The organism is Blautia sp. Marseille-P3087 (assembly GCF_900120195.1).
Lineage (GTDB): Bacteria > Bacillota > Clostridia > Lachnospirales > Lachnospiraceae > Blautia_A.
The window spans coordinates 2,329,687-2,344,537 of the sequence record NZ_LT635539.1; the positions used below are offsets into that span (position 1 = coordinate 2,329,687).

A 14,851-nucleotide genomic window follows, 5' to 3' on the forward strand; every position below is an offset into this window, starting at 1 on the left:
GACACAACATTTAAAAATATTTCAAAGGAGGAACCCCTTATGGCACAGTCCATTGGTCAGAAATTCACACCTGTCACTTTATTAAAATTCGCATTACCATCCATGGTCATGATGGTACTCATGTCCTGTTATACAATCACGGACGGCATTTTTATCTCGCGCTTTCTTGGAGATAATGCGCTGTCCGCAGTCAATATCGTCTATCCGGTCATCAATATCGTACTCGCCATCGGCATCATGCTCGCAACCGGAGGAAGCGCCGTCGTCGCAAAGAAAATGGGCGAAGGGAAAGACGATGAAGCAAAAGATAACTTTTCCATGCTCGTGTTTACCGGTGTTGTGGCGAGTGTTGTCATCCTGATACTGACGATTTTATTTTTAGAACCAATCTGCCGCGCTCTCGGTGCAAATGATTCGTTACTTGCAAACTGCAAGGCATATCTTTTTACCGTTGTTTTATTTGCCCCGGCGTGCATGCTGCAGAGTCTGTTCCAGACGTTCTTCGTGACAGCGGGAAAACCACACATTGGCATGACGTTAGTCATCAGTGCCGGTATCGCAAATGCCGTGTTGGACTATGTATTTTTATCGCCTCTCGGCTTTGGCATTGAGGGTGCCGCCTTAGCTACCGGTATCGGTCAGCTCATCCCGGCAGTCGTGGGACTCTTCTACTTTTTCTTTGTCAAGGGAGATCTTTATTTTACAAAATTTCATTTTCATGGAAGTGTCCTTTCCGCTGCAAGTTTTAACGGTGCATCCGAAATGGTGACAAACATTGCAAACGCCGTGATCACTTATGCATTCAATAAGATCATGCTGCGCCTTGCCGGCGAAAACGGTGTTGCCGCAATCTCGATACTGCTTTATTCCCAATTTTTATTTAATGCGCTTTTTCTCGGATTTTCCATGGGTGTTGCACCTGTGATCAGTTACAATTACGGTGCAAAAAATACAGGCGGACTGAAAAGCGTCTGCAAAATCTGCAGACGCTTCGTGATCGTTTCTTCTATTATAATTACTATTTGCTGTAACCTGCTCTCCGAGCCGATCGTACTTTTGTTTGTCGGTGGAAAAACAGCGACTTATGACCTTGCCGTCAGCGGTTTTTCGGTATTCTGTGTGACCTTTTTGTTCAGCGGATATAACATTTTTTCATCCGCTCTCTTTACGGCACTCTCAGACGGAAAAACCTCAGCGGTCATATCCTTTACAAGAACCTTTGTTTTTATCCTGCTGTCACTCCTCACACTGCCAGCCATTTGGGGGGTGACCGGTGTGTGGCTTGCAATCCCGGTGGCAGAGTTTGTGACACTGTTTTTATCGATTTTTTTTCAGCGGCGCAAACGGACGGTTTATCATTACGCCTGAGCAGCCGCTTTCTTTCCAACCTGGATTCTCGGATTAACATGACGAGGTTGGTGCCTCAACTCCGAGTGCTTCATAAATCTCAGCCTGCTTGACAAGCATTTCACCAATTCTTAGCGAATGATTTGCATCCTCAAAGCATTCCAAGACGTCAAGTTTATCAAGCAGTGACTGCATTGTGTAATTATTATATAAACCTGATTCCTTCATCTTGTGGTCAAGATGAGAGATTAGAATTAATGCCACAAATTCGGTGAAAATTTTACCATCAAGTCCCTTTTCGCTTGATACTAAGAGTCGTCTCATGTTTAAGCGCTCTTTGATGTTTCCAAATGCTTTTTCTACCACGTCCTTCATTCTGTAAAGATGAAGTGCTGTGAAAGCATCCATGGTCTCATTTGTTATAAGCGCAAAGTATCCCAGATATTTTCTGGCTTCCTTTATTGCATCTTCTTTGTAATAAACCTGACGGCCACGCTTTGGCGTAGTCTTCACTTCGAAGAACTGTTCATAGGCTTTCCTGTGGCTTTCCACAGGATTGTCTTCTAACAGCTCTCTACACAGACCGGCGATACGTTTATCAAAGGCCTGTTCATCTTCAGCGCCTTTTTCGATGCTGTAGTAATAGTGGATGTAGATCCTTCGTTTATCTTTGATCACATCACCTTTGTACGGTCGCTCCTGAGTATAATCCCATTCAGTTTGAACCGTATAACCATAGGTTTCGATGCTTTCATCATAATTGGTAAACATACGGATATCATCATATATCGCATCAAGATTACTCTTGATGAACTTTAGTGAAAGCTTTACACCTACTAAGAATTTCACATGTTCACGATAAAGACCATTGATGTTATCTTCAGAGTAGAAGCCTCTGTCCATAACAAACTTGGTCTTACCGAAGCCAAGTATATCAAGATCTTCCAAAAGATGTTTAACTGTTTTGGAATCCGGTATGTTGCCGGCAAGTTTACGGTAATAGAAAGGGAGCCCTGATTCTTCTCCGAAAACCAGCAACAGGTTAAGTTGTGGGAGCTTATCATCTTCCTTGTTCTTACCATACTGTACCTGGGCAAGGGTTTCTGAATAACTTGATATACTGGTACTGTCATATGCCCAGTATTCATCGTCAACGCGCCTTTTGCCCTGCAGCCTGAAGAACTTATTTATCTGTTCATCCGTAATGGATGAGAAGAACTCACTGCTTCTGGGCGAACTGATATCGGCACCATAAGGGTGTTTATGAGTAAAGTTCCATTTTTCAAAACGATACAGTGGATTGTTATCCTCAAGTATCAGATAGTAAGCAATTGATAAAAGTTTTTTATAGGAATCTGGAAAGCATACCTTTAAATCAGCTGTAAGTCCAAGTTCATCGGCCAACTTATCAAACATATATGTTGCGCCATAGTAGAGGTGTTTTGTCTCACAAATGGGTTTAGGACCGCGTTTTGAAACCGGATAATCTGTGGGTTCTTCTTTTTTTCTGGATCTGCCACGGGTAGGAATAATCTCTTTTGTTGCAGGATCAACCTTTCCGACACATACACGCTTGGCACGTGACTGTTGCTTTTCTTTATCCCAGTAATACTGGGTCTCATATGCATATGTGATACCGGTTCTTTTATCAGTTTGAGTAACAATTGCCATAATTCACCTCGTCATGTTTGTGTTAATATTATAAAACATGACGATGAAAACGTCAAGTAAAAAGTGGCAAAAAATCAGAAAAATCAAGGGTTTGCGGCAATTCGTGACGTGGTATCCTCGTCACGTTTCCGAGAATCCAGGTTCTATGAGTGCAAACACGCGCAGTAAGGTATCCGCAGAAGGAACTCCATACTTTAAGTCCAGCATTTTTTCAAAATAAGGTTCTTGAAGCTTCATAAAGAACGCCATATTTTCTGCATCAGTATAACCACATAAAACAGCATAAATGCTCATAACGATAATGTTTCCAAGGTCATGTCTTAACCCTCGGTTATCCCTTTTATCTGCCAGCTCTGAAAAATATAATTTCATTTCCATCATAAAAATCACCACTTTTCTTTTATTATAATGGAAAAGTGATGATTTGGATACTAATTATTTTTTATGCGGTTGCCCTGTGACTTATATAGCGTCGAATTGTAAGATATATTCCTTGTAAAATTAACCAAAAGAACAACAGATTTATTGATAATGCTTTTTTAATTACTTCTCCAAAATAAATGATGACAGCCGCACTTGTCAGTATCATCAGTAGGGTAATAACATCCCAACAGTTTTTCTTATATAATTCTATAACCTTTATTTCTATCAGTATTGCCAGTATCCCTGTCCCTGCCACACATATTCCAACAACCAATATCATCAATAACCAATATATGATTCCGGCTATAATCTCATTTGGAATTTTTGTGCTGATTTGTGCCACAGATTGCCCGGCATCAATCGTCCAACCGATAAAAGTTTGTATGAATGATGCTGCATCATGGAAGAATGATTTGCAATCAGAAAGGAACACATCTGACTGTACTGCCTGAAAAAGAGTGGTTGTCAGCGAATACCATGCAAGAAGGAACAAGGTTGTTTGGAACATTACCGTTTTTGCTTTATATTGTCCTGCAAGTTGCTCTTTTTGTGTTTCGTATCTTGCTTTTGCATTCTGATAGGCTGTCCGGTCACAGGCTTCGCATTTTTTATAGAGTACCGGCTTTTCTACCGGTATCTCTACGATTTTCTGATGTGTCCGGGCATAATCCCGTTGTTGTGTTAAGCATCGTATTTTATCTTGACATTCCTCTATCGTGACGTTTGCGCTTCGCAGCTTCTCTTTCTCGCTCCGCAATGCTCTGTCTGCCAGCTTCAAGTCGTTCTTTAATGCTTGAATATTCCCGGCTCTGTTCTCTTTGTTTAATTTCTCGTTCAAGGTCAGAGATTCGTTGAGCTGCGTCTTCAGTTCCACGATAAGCTGGTCTTTCTGTTCCAACTCTTCTTGTATCTCCTCGGTCAAGAGCAGAAGTTCTTCCAACTGTTCGGCGTTCTTTAATTCTCTGGATTCGTTCATCTATATCACGTCCTTTCTCTACCTGCTGTTCCAGTTCAGCAATTCGGTGTTCTGTTTCAGTAATAAACTGTTTTCGCTGTTCAGCTTCTGTGCCAATATCTGCCATTGCTGATTTTCGTTTTCCAAAAGTTCTATCTTCGTTTTCTGTTCTTCCATCTTGGAAAGTAGTTCCTCGGTATTTGGCAAAATGTTGAGCAGCTCGGATAACTCGCTGTTTAATTTTTGCAATTTCTGATTCTGTTCCTGCATAAGAGAGAGTTGGGTGTCCCGGTTCTGCATTTCCAGAAGCATTTCTGCCATTAAGGTCTGCTGTTCTTCGATTTGCCCAATCATGGACTCCATTAAGGGTATAATTTCCCGGCTTTCTTCTAATGTCATTTAATCGCTCCTTCCATAATGATAATGCACCTGATACTTTCCCAAAGGTGTCCAGTATCTTTTGCAATAACGTGTTTTGTTGTTTTATGATTTGATTTTCCGCTACTTTCCACGAACCTTTTATTTCCTGCCCGGCAAGAAACTTTTGTTCAATCTTTCTTGCGTCAGCACCTTCATGGATGGTAGGAATCTGGAGTTTTCCCTGCTTTTCGTAAGAACGGTGATCGACCTGATTATGCAAAGGCAGATGTTCATTACACACCTTTGCCCACTCGCTCCGCCACAGTTCACAGTTTTTTGGATTGTTCCATCCCGTAGCATCGGTCAGTACCCGTTTCCATTGCAGGCGGTTTCTTGCACCAATCTTCTGGATTCCGTTTTCATCTAATACAGGGATACGGATTCCATGACGGTCAGGGTTTTTCTTATCCTGCCACCAGTTCGGATGGGATTCATCAATCACGATATTTCCGCTTTTATCTCTGACAAAATCCCAATCTTTGACTTCTTTCTTCCCCCAAGAATGATCCGGGTTAAAAGGGCGCATTGTCAGAAGCAGATGGACATGAGGATTGCCATCCCCTTTGTCGTGGATACTCCAATCAGCACACATTCCCTTATCCACAAATGTTTTTTTGATATAGTCGGCTGTATATTGAATCTGTTCCTGTCTGCTCCATTCTTTGGGGAGGGCAAATTCAAATGACCTGCCAAGTTGGGCATCTGCACTTTTTTCAATCTTCAATACCTCATTCCATAACCGTTGTTTCTGAAATGTGATTTTAAATTTTTCTAAAGCAGCTTCTTTATCTTCTGACCTTTTGTATCGGACAGATTTTTGAAAGCGTTTTATATTTTCTTCTGGTACTATCTGCCATTCAGGAGGTGCGTTTTCGCACATCATCAGACTGGTGTAGACCACTTCTTTTTTAGAAGTGTAATAACTGATTCGCCCGGTTTCCTCGTTTTTCATCACATCCCCATTGAGATATGCGGAAGCGGAGATAACAGATTTCCCTTTACTTCGTCCGACTATTTTGATTGTGTAATGAAAAATCGCCATGTCTGGATTCCCCCTTTCTGCACATCCGGCATAGATTTCCGGCAACATTGCTTTCAGTTTTAGAAAAAGCAGTATTGCCGGAACGCCCTCTGCGTAAGAGTGCCCTGCGCATAGCAGCCTGCATGGAATGCGCCCCTCTGGCGAAGAGTGCCTCCTGCGGCATGAGCAGGTCTGGCTGAAAGCCCCGCCGACGGAACGAGCCCGGCAAGCGTGAGCGAAGACCGGTTGCCACTTGTGGCAAACTTATTGGGACGACCTCTGGTTGTCCATAAGTGCGCCCTTCATGAAAAAGCAATGAAGGGAATGAAAAACTCATCCCCCCCCCGCCATTACACTTCCTCCATATCGGTATGTGTTTCTTTCTGCATTGCCTTTGAAAAAAATTTCCCATTGGCTTCCTGCTTTTTCAGAAAACCAATCAGCTTTGGGATGTCCTCTTCCTCGATAGGCGCACCGAGAACGGATTCCACCGCACCGCCAACCTGACAGAGCCTATGGGTTCGTTTTTTACTTTCTTCGGCTTTCTTTCGTTTCAGAAGTTCTTTCTTCTGTGCTGCATATCGTTTTGCTTTTTCAAGGCTTTCCTGTTCCTTCTTTTCCATTTCAAGCATTCGTTCTTCATAACTTTTTGTTGATTTTGCCATGATTACATTCCCCTTTCTTTTACAAACATAAGTTCTCGGTTGCGTATCAGAAGAAGCACATGGTATAATCTTCTTGCGTGTAGGTATATCATGGCTTCGGTCTGATAGAACCTTTGGCGGTTTCTTTGGAAGCCGCCTTTTTAATTTGCCGCAGTTCTTGTTACGGCTTTTACATTTCCTCTATCCCTCAAATCACGACCTTCATTCGCTTCCATAAACATTTCCAGAATATCGGTTTTAATCAGGACTTTGCGACCAACCTTTAATACTGGAAGTTTCTTCCATTCTACAAGCTGTCTTAAGGTGTTTCTGCCGATTCCCGTATAGTCAGCAGCTTCTTCGATGGATAATGCAATTTTTCTTTGCGTCATATAATCACCTCCTTATAAATTGCATTATGCAATTCTTGTGATGTAAGTATATCCTTTTCATATATTTTTGTCAAGCGTTACGAAATATTAAAAATAATTTTTAAGTTGCATATTGCAATTACAGAAAAACAATGCTATAATTCATACATACCGAAAAAGGAGGCAGTCAGCATGAAAGATAAAGAACTACGCAAGCTGATAGGCAGCAGAGTAAAACAGCGCCGTCTGGAATTGAATCTGACACAGCCTTATGTCGCAGAAAAGATGGGTGTTACCGCTTCTACAATCCTGCGTTATGAGAATGGTTCGATTGACAATACGAAAAAAATGGTGCTGGAAGGTCTTTCGGAAGCACTCCATGTATCTGTGGAATGGCTCAAAGGGGAAACAGATGAATATGAAACCGACATTACGGATAAGAGAGAGTTACAGATTCGTGATGCGATGGGAGATATTCTGGAACAGTTACCGCTTGCCCTTACCAAAGAAGAAGATGCTTTTTCAAAAGATTTATTACTGCTGATGTTAAAACAATATGGTCTGTTTTTGGATTCCTTCCAGTTCGCCTGCAAAAACTTCAAGGGAAATGCTGGTCAGACGGATATTGCCAAAACAATAGGGTTTGAATCGAATGATGAATATAATGAGATTATGTTCTTAAGGGAAATCACTCACACCATCAATGCTTTTAATGAGATGGCAGACGTTGTAAGGCTCTATTCCAAGAAACCAAAAACAGCAGAACAAAGGCTTGCAAATCTTTTATCAGAAGTCTTATACGAAGATTCCGAATCGGTATAGTAAGACAACCGGAGTTATGATATACTTACACGCACGAAGCATTTCATCAGTTCCGATTGTCTAATATCGAAAGGAGACATACGATTATGGCAAAAGGATCTGTAAGAAAAAAAGGAAAGAAATGGTACTACCGCTTCTATGTAGAGGACGCAAGCGGCAATCTTGTTCAGAAAGAATGCGTTGGAACAGAAAGCAAAAGTGAAACTGAAAAGCTGCTCCGTCAGGCAATGGATGATTATGAGAAAAAGAAATTTGTTGCCAAAGCGGAAAATCTCACAGTCGGACAGCTTTTGGATGTGTGGGCAGAGGAGGAATTAAAAACAGGTANGTTTCTGCCGATTCCCGTATAGTCAGCAGCTTCTTCGATGGATAATGCAATTTTTCTTTGCGTCATATAATCACCTCCTTATAAATTGCATTATGCAATTCTTGTGATGTAAGTATATCCTTTTCATATATTTTTGTCAAGCGTTACGAAATATTAAAAATAATTTTTAAGTTGCATATTGCAATTACAGAAAAACAATGCTATAATTCATACATACCGAAAAAGGAGGCAGTCAGCATGAAAGATAAAGAACTACGCAAGCTGATAGGCAGCAGAGTAAAACAGCGCCGTCTGGAATTGAATCTGACACAGCCTTATGTCGCAGAAAAGATGGGTGTTACCGCTTCTACAATCCTGCGTTATGAGAATGGTTCGATTGACAATACGAAAAAAATGGTGCTGGAAGGTCTTTCGGAAGCACTCCATGTATCTGTGGAATGGCTCAAAGGGGAAACAGATGAATATGAAACCGACATTACGGATAAGAGAGAGTTACAGATTCGTGATGCGATGGGAGATATTCTGGAACAGTTACCGCTTGCCCTTACCAAAGAAGAAGATGCTTTTTCAAAAGATTTATTACTGCTGATGTTAAAACAATATGGTCTGTTTTTGGATTCCTTCCAGTTCGCCTGCAAAAACTTCAAGGGGAATGCTGGTCAGACGGATATTGCCAAAACAATAGGGTTTGAATCGAATGATGAATATAATGAGATTATGTTCTTAAGGGAAATCACTCACACCATCAATGCTTTTAATGAGATGGCAGACGTTGTAAGGCTCTATTCCAAGAAACCAAAAACAGCAGAACAAAGGCTTGCAAATCTTTTATCAGAAGTCTTATACGAAGATTCCGAATCGGTATAGTAAGACAACCGGAGTTATGATATACTTACACGCACGAAGCATTTCATCAGTTCCGATTGTCTAATATCGAAAGGAGACATACGATTATGGCAAAAGGATCTGTAAGAAAAAAAGGAAAGAAATGGTACTACCGCTTCTATGTAGAGGACGCAAGCGGCAATCTTGTTCAGAAAGAATGCGTTGGAACAGAAAGCAAAAGTGGAACTGAAAAGCTGCTCCGTCAGGCAATGGATGATTATGAGAAAAAGAAATTTGTTGCCAAAGCGGAAAATCTCACAGTCGGACAGCTTTTGGATGTGTGGGCAGAGGAGGAATTAAAAACAGGTACGCTCAGCAATGGTACGGTGGAGAATTACCTCGGAACAATCCGAAATATCAAGAAACACCCATTGGCAGAACGGAAACTGAAAAATGTAACCTCTGAACATTTGCAATCCTTCTTCGATTTGCTTTCCTTCGGGGGAGTTCATCCCGACGGAAAAGAGAGAAAGGGTTACAGCAAAGATTATATCCATTCTTTTTCCGCAGTCATGCAGCAGTCCTTCCGTTTTGCAGTATTTCCAAAGCAGTATATTACGTTCAATCCCATGCAGTATATTAAACTGCGGTATCAGACGGATGAAGTGGATTTGTTTTCCGATGAGGATATGGACGGAAATGTCCAACCAATTTCACGAGAAGATTATGAAAGATTGCTTGCTTATCTGCAAAAAAAGAACCCAGCCGCAATACTTCCAATCCAGATAGCCTATTATGCCGGGCTTCGTATTGGAGAAGCCTGCGGTTTGGCATGGCAGGACGTAAATCTGGAAGAACAATGCCTTACCATAAGACGCAGCATCCGATATGATGGCTCAAAGCGCAAATATATCATCGGACCAACCAAGCGGAAAAAAGTAAGGGTTGTTGATTTTGGAGATACACTGGTAGAGATTTTCCGTAATGCCCGGAAAGAGCAGTTAAAAAATCGAATGCAGTACGGAGAACTTTATCACACGAACTACTACAAAGAGGTCAAAGAGAAAAACAGAGTGTACTACGAATATTATTGTTTAGACAGAACAGAGGAAGTCCCGACAGATTATAAAGAAATTTCTTTCGTCTGTTTAAGACCGGATGGTTGTTTGGAACTTCCAACTACTTTGGGGACTGTTTGCAGAAAGGTGGCAAAAACATTAGAGGGATTTGAAGGCTTTCATTTCCACCAGTTACGTCACACCTATACAAGCAACCTTTTAGCAAATGGAGCTGCCCCAAAAGATGTGCAGGAATTGTTGGGACACTCAGATGTCAGTACCACAATGAACGTCTATGCTCACTCCACAAGAGATGCGAAACGAAAATCAGTTCGGCTTCTTGATAAAGTGGTGGGCAATGACTAAAAAATTTCCCTTATTTCCCTTGTGATTATCTCATAAGGGCAAAAATAAGGGAAACTACATATCATTTCACTAATGGACAGGCGGGAAAGCCTATAAAATGGGGAAAGTTAGAGGAATAATTATATAAATTCAAGTTTGTAGAATTCAAAAATTTAATATGAAATGTGAGATAGAGCGTATGGAAATTAACTATACGTTCTACTTTTTTGCCTTTTTTGAAAAAGTGATTAAAAAACTATTGACATTTTGTGACTGGCAAGACAGCTAAGTCGACTTTGATTTCCTGCGGTGCCAGACTTTCACCATTTGATATTCAGGAGCTTCGAGAAATCATGTCGTATGACGAAATGGAACTGGATATGATCGGCGATCAGAGAACAGCCATGTTTGTCATCATCAGTGATACCGATGACACATTCAATTTTAAAGGTTTTTAACTTTCCTGATTTTAAAATAATACCGATCAATAATATCCTGCAATGTAATGGATTTCATTTTTTCATCTACCATATTTTGAATTTCATGATAGAAGTCTCCAATAGCAAATTGAATGTTGATACCGATTCCACAATCCGGATTGGTATCTGTGTCCAGGTGAAGCAGCGGCTTATCGCCCTCTACGGCTCGGTAGATGTCATACATATTGATTTTATCTGCCGATTTTGCAAGAGCGGCATTCGCATGACCTTGTGTGTTGACAACAATGCCTGCATTTTTCAGGGTTGCCATAAGCTGTCTGACATAAGCCGGGTTTGTCTTGATACTTTCTGCAATTTTTGTGCTGGAGAGTTGTTCGTCATCTCCAAGAGCAATAAATATAAGAATATGAATGGTGTCACTAAGCTTTGTGGAATATTTCATTTGTCACCTCGAATTTTCTTCTTGCAATTTTTAAACTTACATGATAATATGACTTTAATGCTTGATGTAAATTTAATTTTAACAAGTAAAAAAATAAAAGTCAAGCAAAATAAAAAGTGTGGAATCTGATATAAAAAAGGAGATAAAGTGGTGTATGCAAAAGGAGGAACAAGTCAGTTTTCTGGCAGAAAAAATCCGTCAGGCAGATGCCGTTTTGATAGGCGGTGGTTCTGGTCTTTCCAGTGCGGCGGGATATAACCATTATCATTGGCTACCCTATATGGAGGAATGTTTACAAGATTTCAAGGAGTGGTATGGACTGAAATCTCCTTTTGACGGTTTTTACTACTGTTATTCATCGCCGGAACAACAGTGGGCATATTATGCACGTTACATACAAAGTATGTGGGATGCACCTACAGGGCAGCCATACTATGACCTGCGTGATATTGTGGCGGAAAAAGAAGTCTTTGTTTTAACAACCAATATAGATATGCAGTTTGAACGGATTTTTAAGAAAGAAAGGATTTGCGATTATCAAGGTAACAGCGGCTATGTTCAATGCAGTCAGCCTTGCCATGACCAAATTTATTCCAATGTAGAAATGATTCGCAGGATGAACGAAAATATCCGGGAGCTGCGTGTTACTTCCGAGCTTCTGCCAAGATGTAATGAGTGCGGGAGAATCATGGTTCCCTGGGTAAGGGATGATACATTTTTGGAGGGAAAAGACTGGAGGGAAGGTGTAAGGCGATATGAGAATTTCCTAAAAAAATATCTCATGAATGGAACAGATAAGAATGTTGTACTGCTGGAGCTGGGGGTTGGTGAGATGACACCCAGTATTATTAAACTTCCTTTTTGGGAAATGACATACAAAAATGAAAAGGTGTTTTATGCCTGTCTGAATAAGAAGAAATCCTCAGCTCCAGAGCATATAAAAGACAAAAGCATTTATATAGCAGGAGATTTGGCAGAAACCCTGCGGGATTTAAAAGAAAACATAGCGGGGAAGGAAATGTGATGAAGATGAATGTATATCAAGAGATAAGTCAAATCATCAAAGAAGCAGATGGTATTTTGATTGGAGCCAGTAATGGTTTGTCTATCGCAGAGGGATATAATATTTTTGCAGATGACGCATGGTTTCAGGAAAATATGGGAGATTTCAGAGAAAAATACGGACTGCGTTGTGTTTTACACGGATTTTCAGTGCCAATGAAGGTAGAAGAAAAGTGGGCGTTTGTAAGCAGACTTGTTAAGGCAAAAGCTATGCAGGATGAGCCGAGTGAGATTATGAAAAACATCTATGCACTAGTAAAGGATAAAGAATATTTCGTGGTAACTTCCAATGCGGAGGATCATTTTGTGCCGGCAGGTTTTGAGTCAGACCGTGTTTTTGAAATGGAAGGGAAATTAACCCAGATGCGGTGCAAGAACAGATGTCATGACGAGGTCTATCCTAATCAAAAAGCAGTTCTCGCCATGACAGAAGAGGAAGTAAACGGAAGAGTACCCAAAGAGTTACTGCCGAAATGTCCAAAATGCGGTGGAGATATGGAAGTAAATTGGGGTGAGATATCCTCGTTTACAGAAACGAAAAATTGGAAGGAAAAGGCTGCCCGCTATCAAGAATTTATTCAGAATTTACATGGAAAGAAGCTGGTAATTCTGGAATTTGGCATTGGTTGGAGAAATCAGATGATTAAAGCTCCTTTGATGCAACTAGCAGCAGTAGAACCACAGGCAAGATATATCACATTTAACAAGGGCGAAATTTATATTCCAGAGGAAATCAAAGAAAAATCCATCGGTGTGGATGGTAATCTTACGGTAGCGTTAAAGGAAATCAGAAAGGGAAGGATAGATTAAGTAAAGTGGTTAAAGATATTACAGTTGTGAGATAGGAGAATGAAAAAAATGAGCTGTTATGAAAATTTGGTAATGAAAACACAAATGAACTATTCCAGACACTATAGTACCTATGCATCCGGCGGTACTGCTGTAGTGTTGAGCAAACAAAAACCACTTTCTTATGAGGAACAGATTCAGGAATTTGTTCGCAGAGTGCAGGAGGCAGAGTGTATCATAGTAGGCGGAGCATCCGGTTTATCAGCGGCTGGAGGTGGTGACTTTTATTATAGTGATACCCCTTCTTTTCGTGAGCATTTTGGAAAATTTGCAGATAAGTATGGATTCAAAGGTGCTTTTAGCGGCATGATGCATCGGTTTTCTACAAGAAATGAACACTGGGGATATGTGGCAACCTTTTTAAATACTACACAAAATGCTCCTATCAGAGAGCCATATCTGGATTTGGATAGAATCTTGCAGGGAAAGGATTTTCATATCTTAACGACTAATCAGGATACACAGTTTGTAAAGATTTATCCGGAAGAAAAGGTCAGTGAGATTCAGGGAGATCATCGTTTCTTCCAGTGTTCTCAGTGCTGTCAGGATGAAACATGGGATGCCGTACAACCTGTGGCAGATATGATTGCGGCTATGGGAGAGGGGACAATGGTGCCGGATGAACTGATTCCTCGCTGCCCTCATTGTGGTGCGGAAATGTTTCCGTGGGTAAGAGGATATGGGAATTTTCTGCAAGGGAAAAAATACGAAGAAGAATATGAGAAAATCTCAAAATACATTCAAAAGAACAAAGATAGAAAAATTCTCTTCATAGAACTTGGAGTAGGGCGCATGACACCGATGTTTATACAGGAACCGTTTTGGGAACTGACAAACAGTTTGAAAGATGCATATTATATTTCCGTAAATTCAGAATATCAGTTTTTGCCGGAATTCATTGAAGATAAGGGGATTGCTATTTTGGGAGATATAGGAACAGTGTTAAAAGATTTGCAGAAAGCAAAAGAGGAAAGTGCATTTGTATAGGATACTTGTCCTTGATATTCCACTTGATGGAGAAACATTAGAATATTGATTGATACAAAACTGCACTCAGAGATATGGTGGGTGCAGTTTTGCAATGCAGAAAAATGTCTGAAAGAACATAAGGAGAACACAAATGAAAGAGAACACGTATAAACTACAGATTCCGGACATGATGGAAGCAATATTTGATGCAGCGTATCTGATTTTTGATCTGGTAGCTGCAATTTTGTTTTTTATATATGCAAAAGGAAACACATTATTTGTGCTTTATGGAATTTTGACATTGACGCTTTGTGGAGGGGATGCTTTCCATCTGGTGCCAAGAATTATCAGAGCAGTACGCGGAACCAGCGATAAGATAAAAAGACAGCTTGGCATAGGATTGCAGGTATCATCAATTACAATGACGGTGTTTTATATTATTCTGATGTATATCTGGAAGTTTACGTTCCCGGAATTTACGATACCGGTAGCAATCGAGGCCATTGTCTGGATATTGGCGGTTGTCAGAATTGTGATATGTCTGTTCCCGCAGAATAACTGGTGTACAGATGAAGGAAACATGAAATTATCGATCATCAGAAATACAGTCTTTGCAGTGACAGGCATCGGAGTCATTATTCTGTATGCGATTTCCGGAAATGCAAATGGATATCATATGACAAGAATGGTTGCAGCGATTATTATTTCGTTTGGTTGTTATCTTCCGGTAACGTTATTCAGCAAAACAAAACCGAAGGTTGGATTATTGATGATTCCAAAGACATGCGCCTATATGTGGGTTATAGCGATGGGACTCCAGCTTTTATTTTAAGCAGTTAGTCTGTGAAAAACAGGCTGG

16 protein-coding genes and 2 pseudogenes are annotated in these 14,851 nt (G+C 40.6%); 10 read left to right on the top strand and 8 right to left on the bottom strand.

What is annotated here, in order from left to right:
* Positions 1–39 precede the first annotated feature (39 nt).
* Entirely contained in the window at positions 40–1,368 is a 1,329-nt protein-coding gene (locus tag BQ7344_RS11110) for an MATE family efflux transporter (protein ID WP_072522601.1), read from the top strand.
* A gap of 33 nt (positions 1,369–1,401) precedes the next feature.
* On the opposite strand, the gene BQ7344_RS11115 is transcribed toward BQ7344_RS11110, so the two are convergent.
* The 6 genes from BQ7344_RS11115 to BQ7344_RS11145 form a co-directional block, all read right to left on the bottom strand.
* A complete protein-coding gene (locus BQ7344_RS11115) occupies positions 1,402–3,018 on the bottom strand; it encodes an IS1634 family transposase (protein ID WP_072522602.1) in 1,617 nt (538 codons plus the stop codon).
* Between the two features lie 120 nt (positions 3,019–3,138).
* Positions 3,139–3,399 (bottom strand): transposase family protein, encoded by a 261-nt coding sequence (locus tag BQ7344_RS11120; RefSeq protein WP_072522603.1) that lies wholly within the window; start codon positions 3,397–3,399, stop codon positions 3,139–3,141.
* Between the two features lie 61 nt (positions 3,400–3,460).
* Positions 3,461–4,198 carry a DUF6040 family protein gene (locus tag BQ7344_RS11125; protein WP_072522604.1) on the bottom strand — a complete coding sequence of 246 codons (738 nt, stop codon included), beginning with the start codon at positions 4,196–4,198 and terminating at the stop codon, positions 3,461–3,463.
* Positions 4,137–5,858 (bottom strand): MobA/MobL family protein, encoded by a 1,722-nt coding sequence (locus BQ7344_RS11130; protein ID WP_040893156.1) that lies wholly within the window; start codon positions 5,856–5,858, stop codon positions 4,137–4,139. Before BQ7344_RS11130 ends, BQ7344_RS11125 begins: the two co-directional genes overlap by 62 nt.
* 329 nt (positions 5,859–6,187) lie before the next feature.
* Positions 6,188–6,502, bottom strand: a complete 315-nt coding sequence (locus tag BQ7344_RS11140) for a hypothetical protein (RefSeq protein WP_005608351.1) — start codon at positions 6,500–6,502, stop codon at positions 6,188–6,190.
* Between the two features lie 140 nt (positions 6,503–6,642).
* Positions 6,643–6,873, bottom strand: coding sequence for a helix-turn-helix domain-containing protein (locus tag BQ7344_RS11145; protein WP_004843519.1), 231 nt, complete (start codon positions 6,871–6,873; stop codon positions 6,643–6,645).
* A 171-nt stretch (positions 6,874–7,044) separates the two neighbouring features.
* Here BQ7344_RS11145 and BQ7344_RS11150 point away from each other — a divergent pair, with 171 nt between their 5' ends.
* Positions 7,045–7,674 carry a helix-turn-helix domain-containing protein gene (locus tag BQ7344_RS11150; RefSeq protein WP_005608353.1) on the top strand — a complete coding sequence of 210 codons (630 nt, stop codon included), beginning with the start codon at positions 7,045–7,047 and terminating at the stop codon, positions 7,672–7,674.
* A gap of 86 nt (positions 7,675–7,760) precedes the next feature.
* Positions 7,761–8,000 (top strand): annotated as a pseudogene (locus BQ7344_RS11155) (site-specific integrase); the annotation flags it as partial.
* 2 nt (positions 8,001–8,002) lie between these two features.
* Here BQ7344_RS11155 and BQ7344_RS16055 read toward each other — a convergent pair.
* Positions 8,003–8,068 (bottom strand): annotated as a pseudogene (locus tag BQ7344_RS16055) (MerR family transcriptional regulator); the annotation flags it as partial.
* Positions 8,069–8,239: 171 nt separating this feature from the next.
* Here BQ7344_RS16055 and BQ7344_RS11160 point away from each other — a divergent pair.
* The 3 genes from BQ7344_RS11160 to BQ7344_RS11170 all read left to right on the top strand — a co-directional run bounded on the left by BQ7344_RS11160 (position 8,240) and on the right by BQ7344_RS11170 (position 10,688).
* On the top strand, positions 8,240–8,869 hold the full coding sequence (locus tag BQ7344_RS11160) for a helix-turn-helix domain-containing protein (RefSeq protein WP_005608353.1): 630 nt from the start codon (positions 8,240–8,242) through the stop codon (positions 8,867–8,869).
* 86 nt (positions 8,870–8,955) lie between these two features.
* Positions 8,956–10,251, top strand: coding sequence for a tyrosine-type recombinase/integrase (locus tag BQ7344_RS11165; RefSeq protein ID WP_072522605.1), 1,296 nt, complete (start codon positions 8,956–8,958; stop codon positions 10,249–10,251).
* A 248-nt stretch (positions 10,252–10,499) separates the two neighbouring features.
* Positions 10,500–10,688: a hypothetical protein gene (locus BQ7344_RS11170; RefSeq protein ID WP_330392910.1), complete on the top strand. Its 189-nt coding sequence runs from the start codon at positions 10,500–10,502 to the stop codon at positions 10,686–10,688.
* Here BQ7344_RS11170 and BQ7344_RS11175 read toward each other — a convergent pair.
* Positions 10,675–11,112 (bottom strand): Rrf2 family transcriptional regulator, encoded by a 438-nt coding sequence (locus BQ7344_RS11175; protein ID WP_028087392.1) that lies wholly within the window; start codon positions 11,110–11,112, stop codon positions 10,675–10,677. The two genes, BQ7344_RS11170 and BQ7344_RS11175, sit on opposite strands and share 14 nt — an antisense overlap.
* A 118-nt stretch (positions 11,113–11,230) precedes the next feature.
* Between BQ7344_RS11175 and BQ7344_RS11180 the strand changes: the two genes are divergently transcribed.
* The 4 genes from BQ7344_RS11180 to BQ7344_RS11195 all read left to right on the top strand — a co-directional run bounded on the left by BQ7344_RS11180 (position 11,231) and on the right by BQ7344_RS11195 (position 14,824).
* Entirely contained in the window at positions 11,231–12,136 is a 906-nt protein-coding gene (locus BQ7344_RS11180; RefSeq protein ID WP_235816100.1) for an SIR2 family NAD-dependent protein deacylase, read from the top strand.
* Positions 12,136–12,984 carry an SIR2 family NAD-dependent protein deacylase gene (locus BQ7344_RS11185; RefSeq protein ID WP_072522607.1) on the top strand — a complete coding sequence of 283 codons (849 nt, stop codon included), beginning with the start codon at positions 12,136–12,138 and terminating at the stop codon, positions 12,982–12,984. Before BQ7344_RS11180 ends, BQ7344_RS11185 begins: the two co-directional genes overlap by 1 nt.
* A gap of 72 nt (positions 12,985–13,056) precedes the next feature.
* The gene (locus tag BQ7344_RS11190) at positions 13,057–14,010 is read left to right on the top strand and encodes an SIR2 family NAD-dependent protein deacylase (protein ID WP_235816101.1); all 954 of its coding nucleotides are present in this window, start codon (positions 13,057–13,059) and stop codon (positions 14,008–14,010) included.
* Positions 14,011–14,143: 133 nt separating this feature from the next.
* Positions 14,144–14,824: a hypothetical protein gene (locus tag BQ7344_RS11195; protein ID WP_072522609.1), complete on the top strand. Its 681-nt coding sequence runs from the start codon at positions 14,144–14,146 to the stop codon at positions 14,822–14,824.
* Positions 14,825–14,851 lie beyond the last annotated feature (27 nt).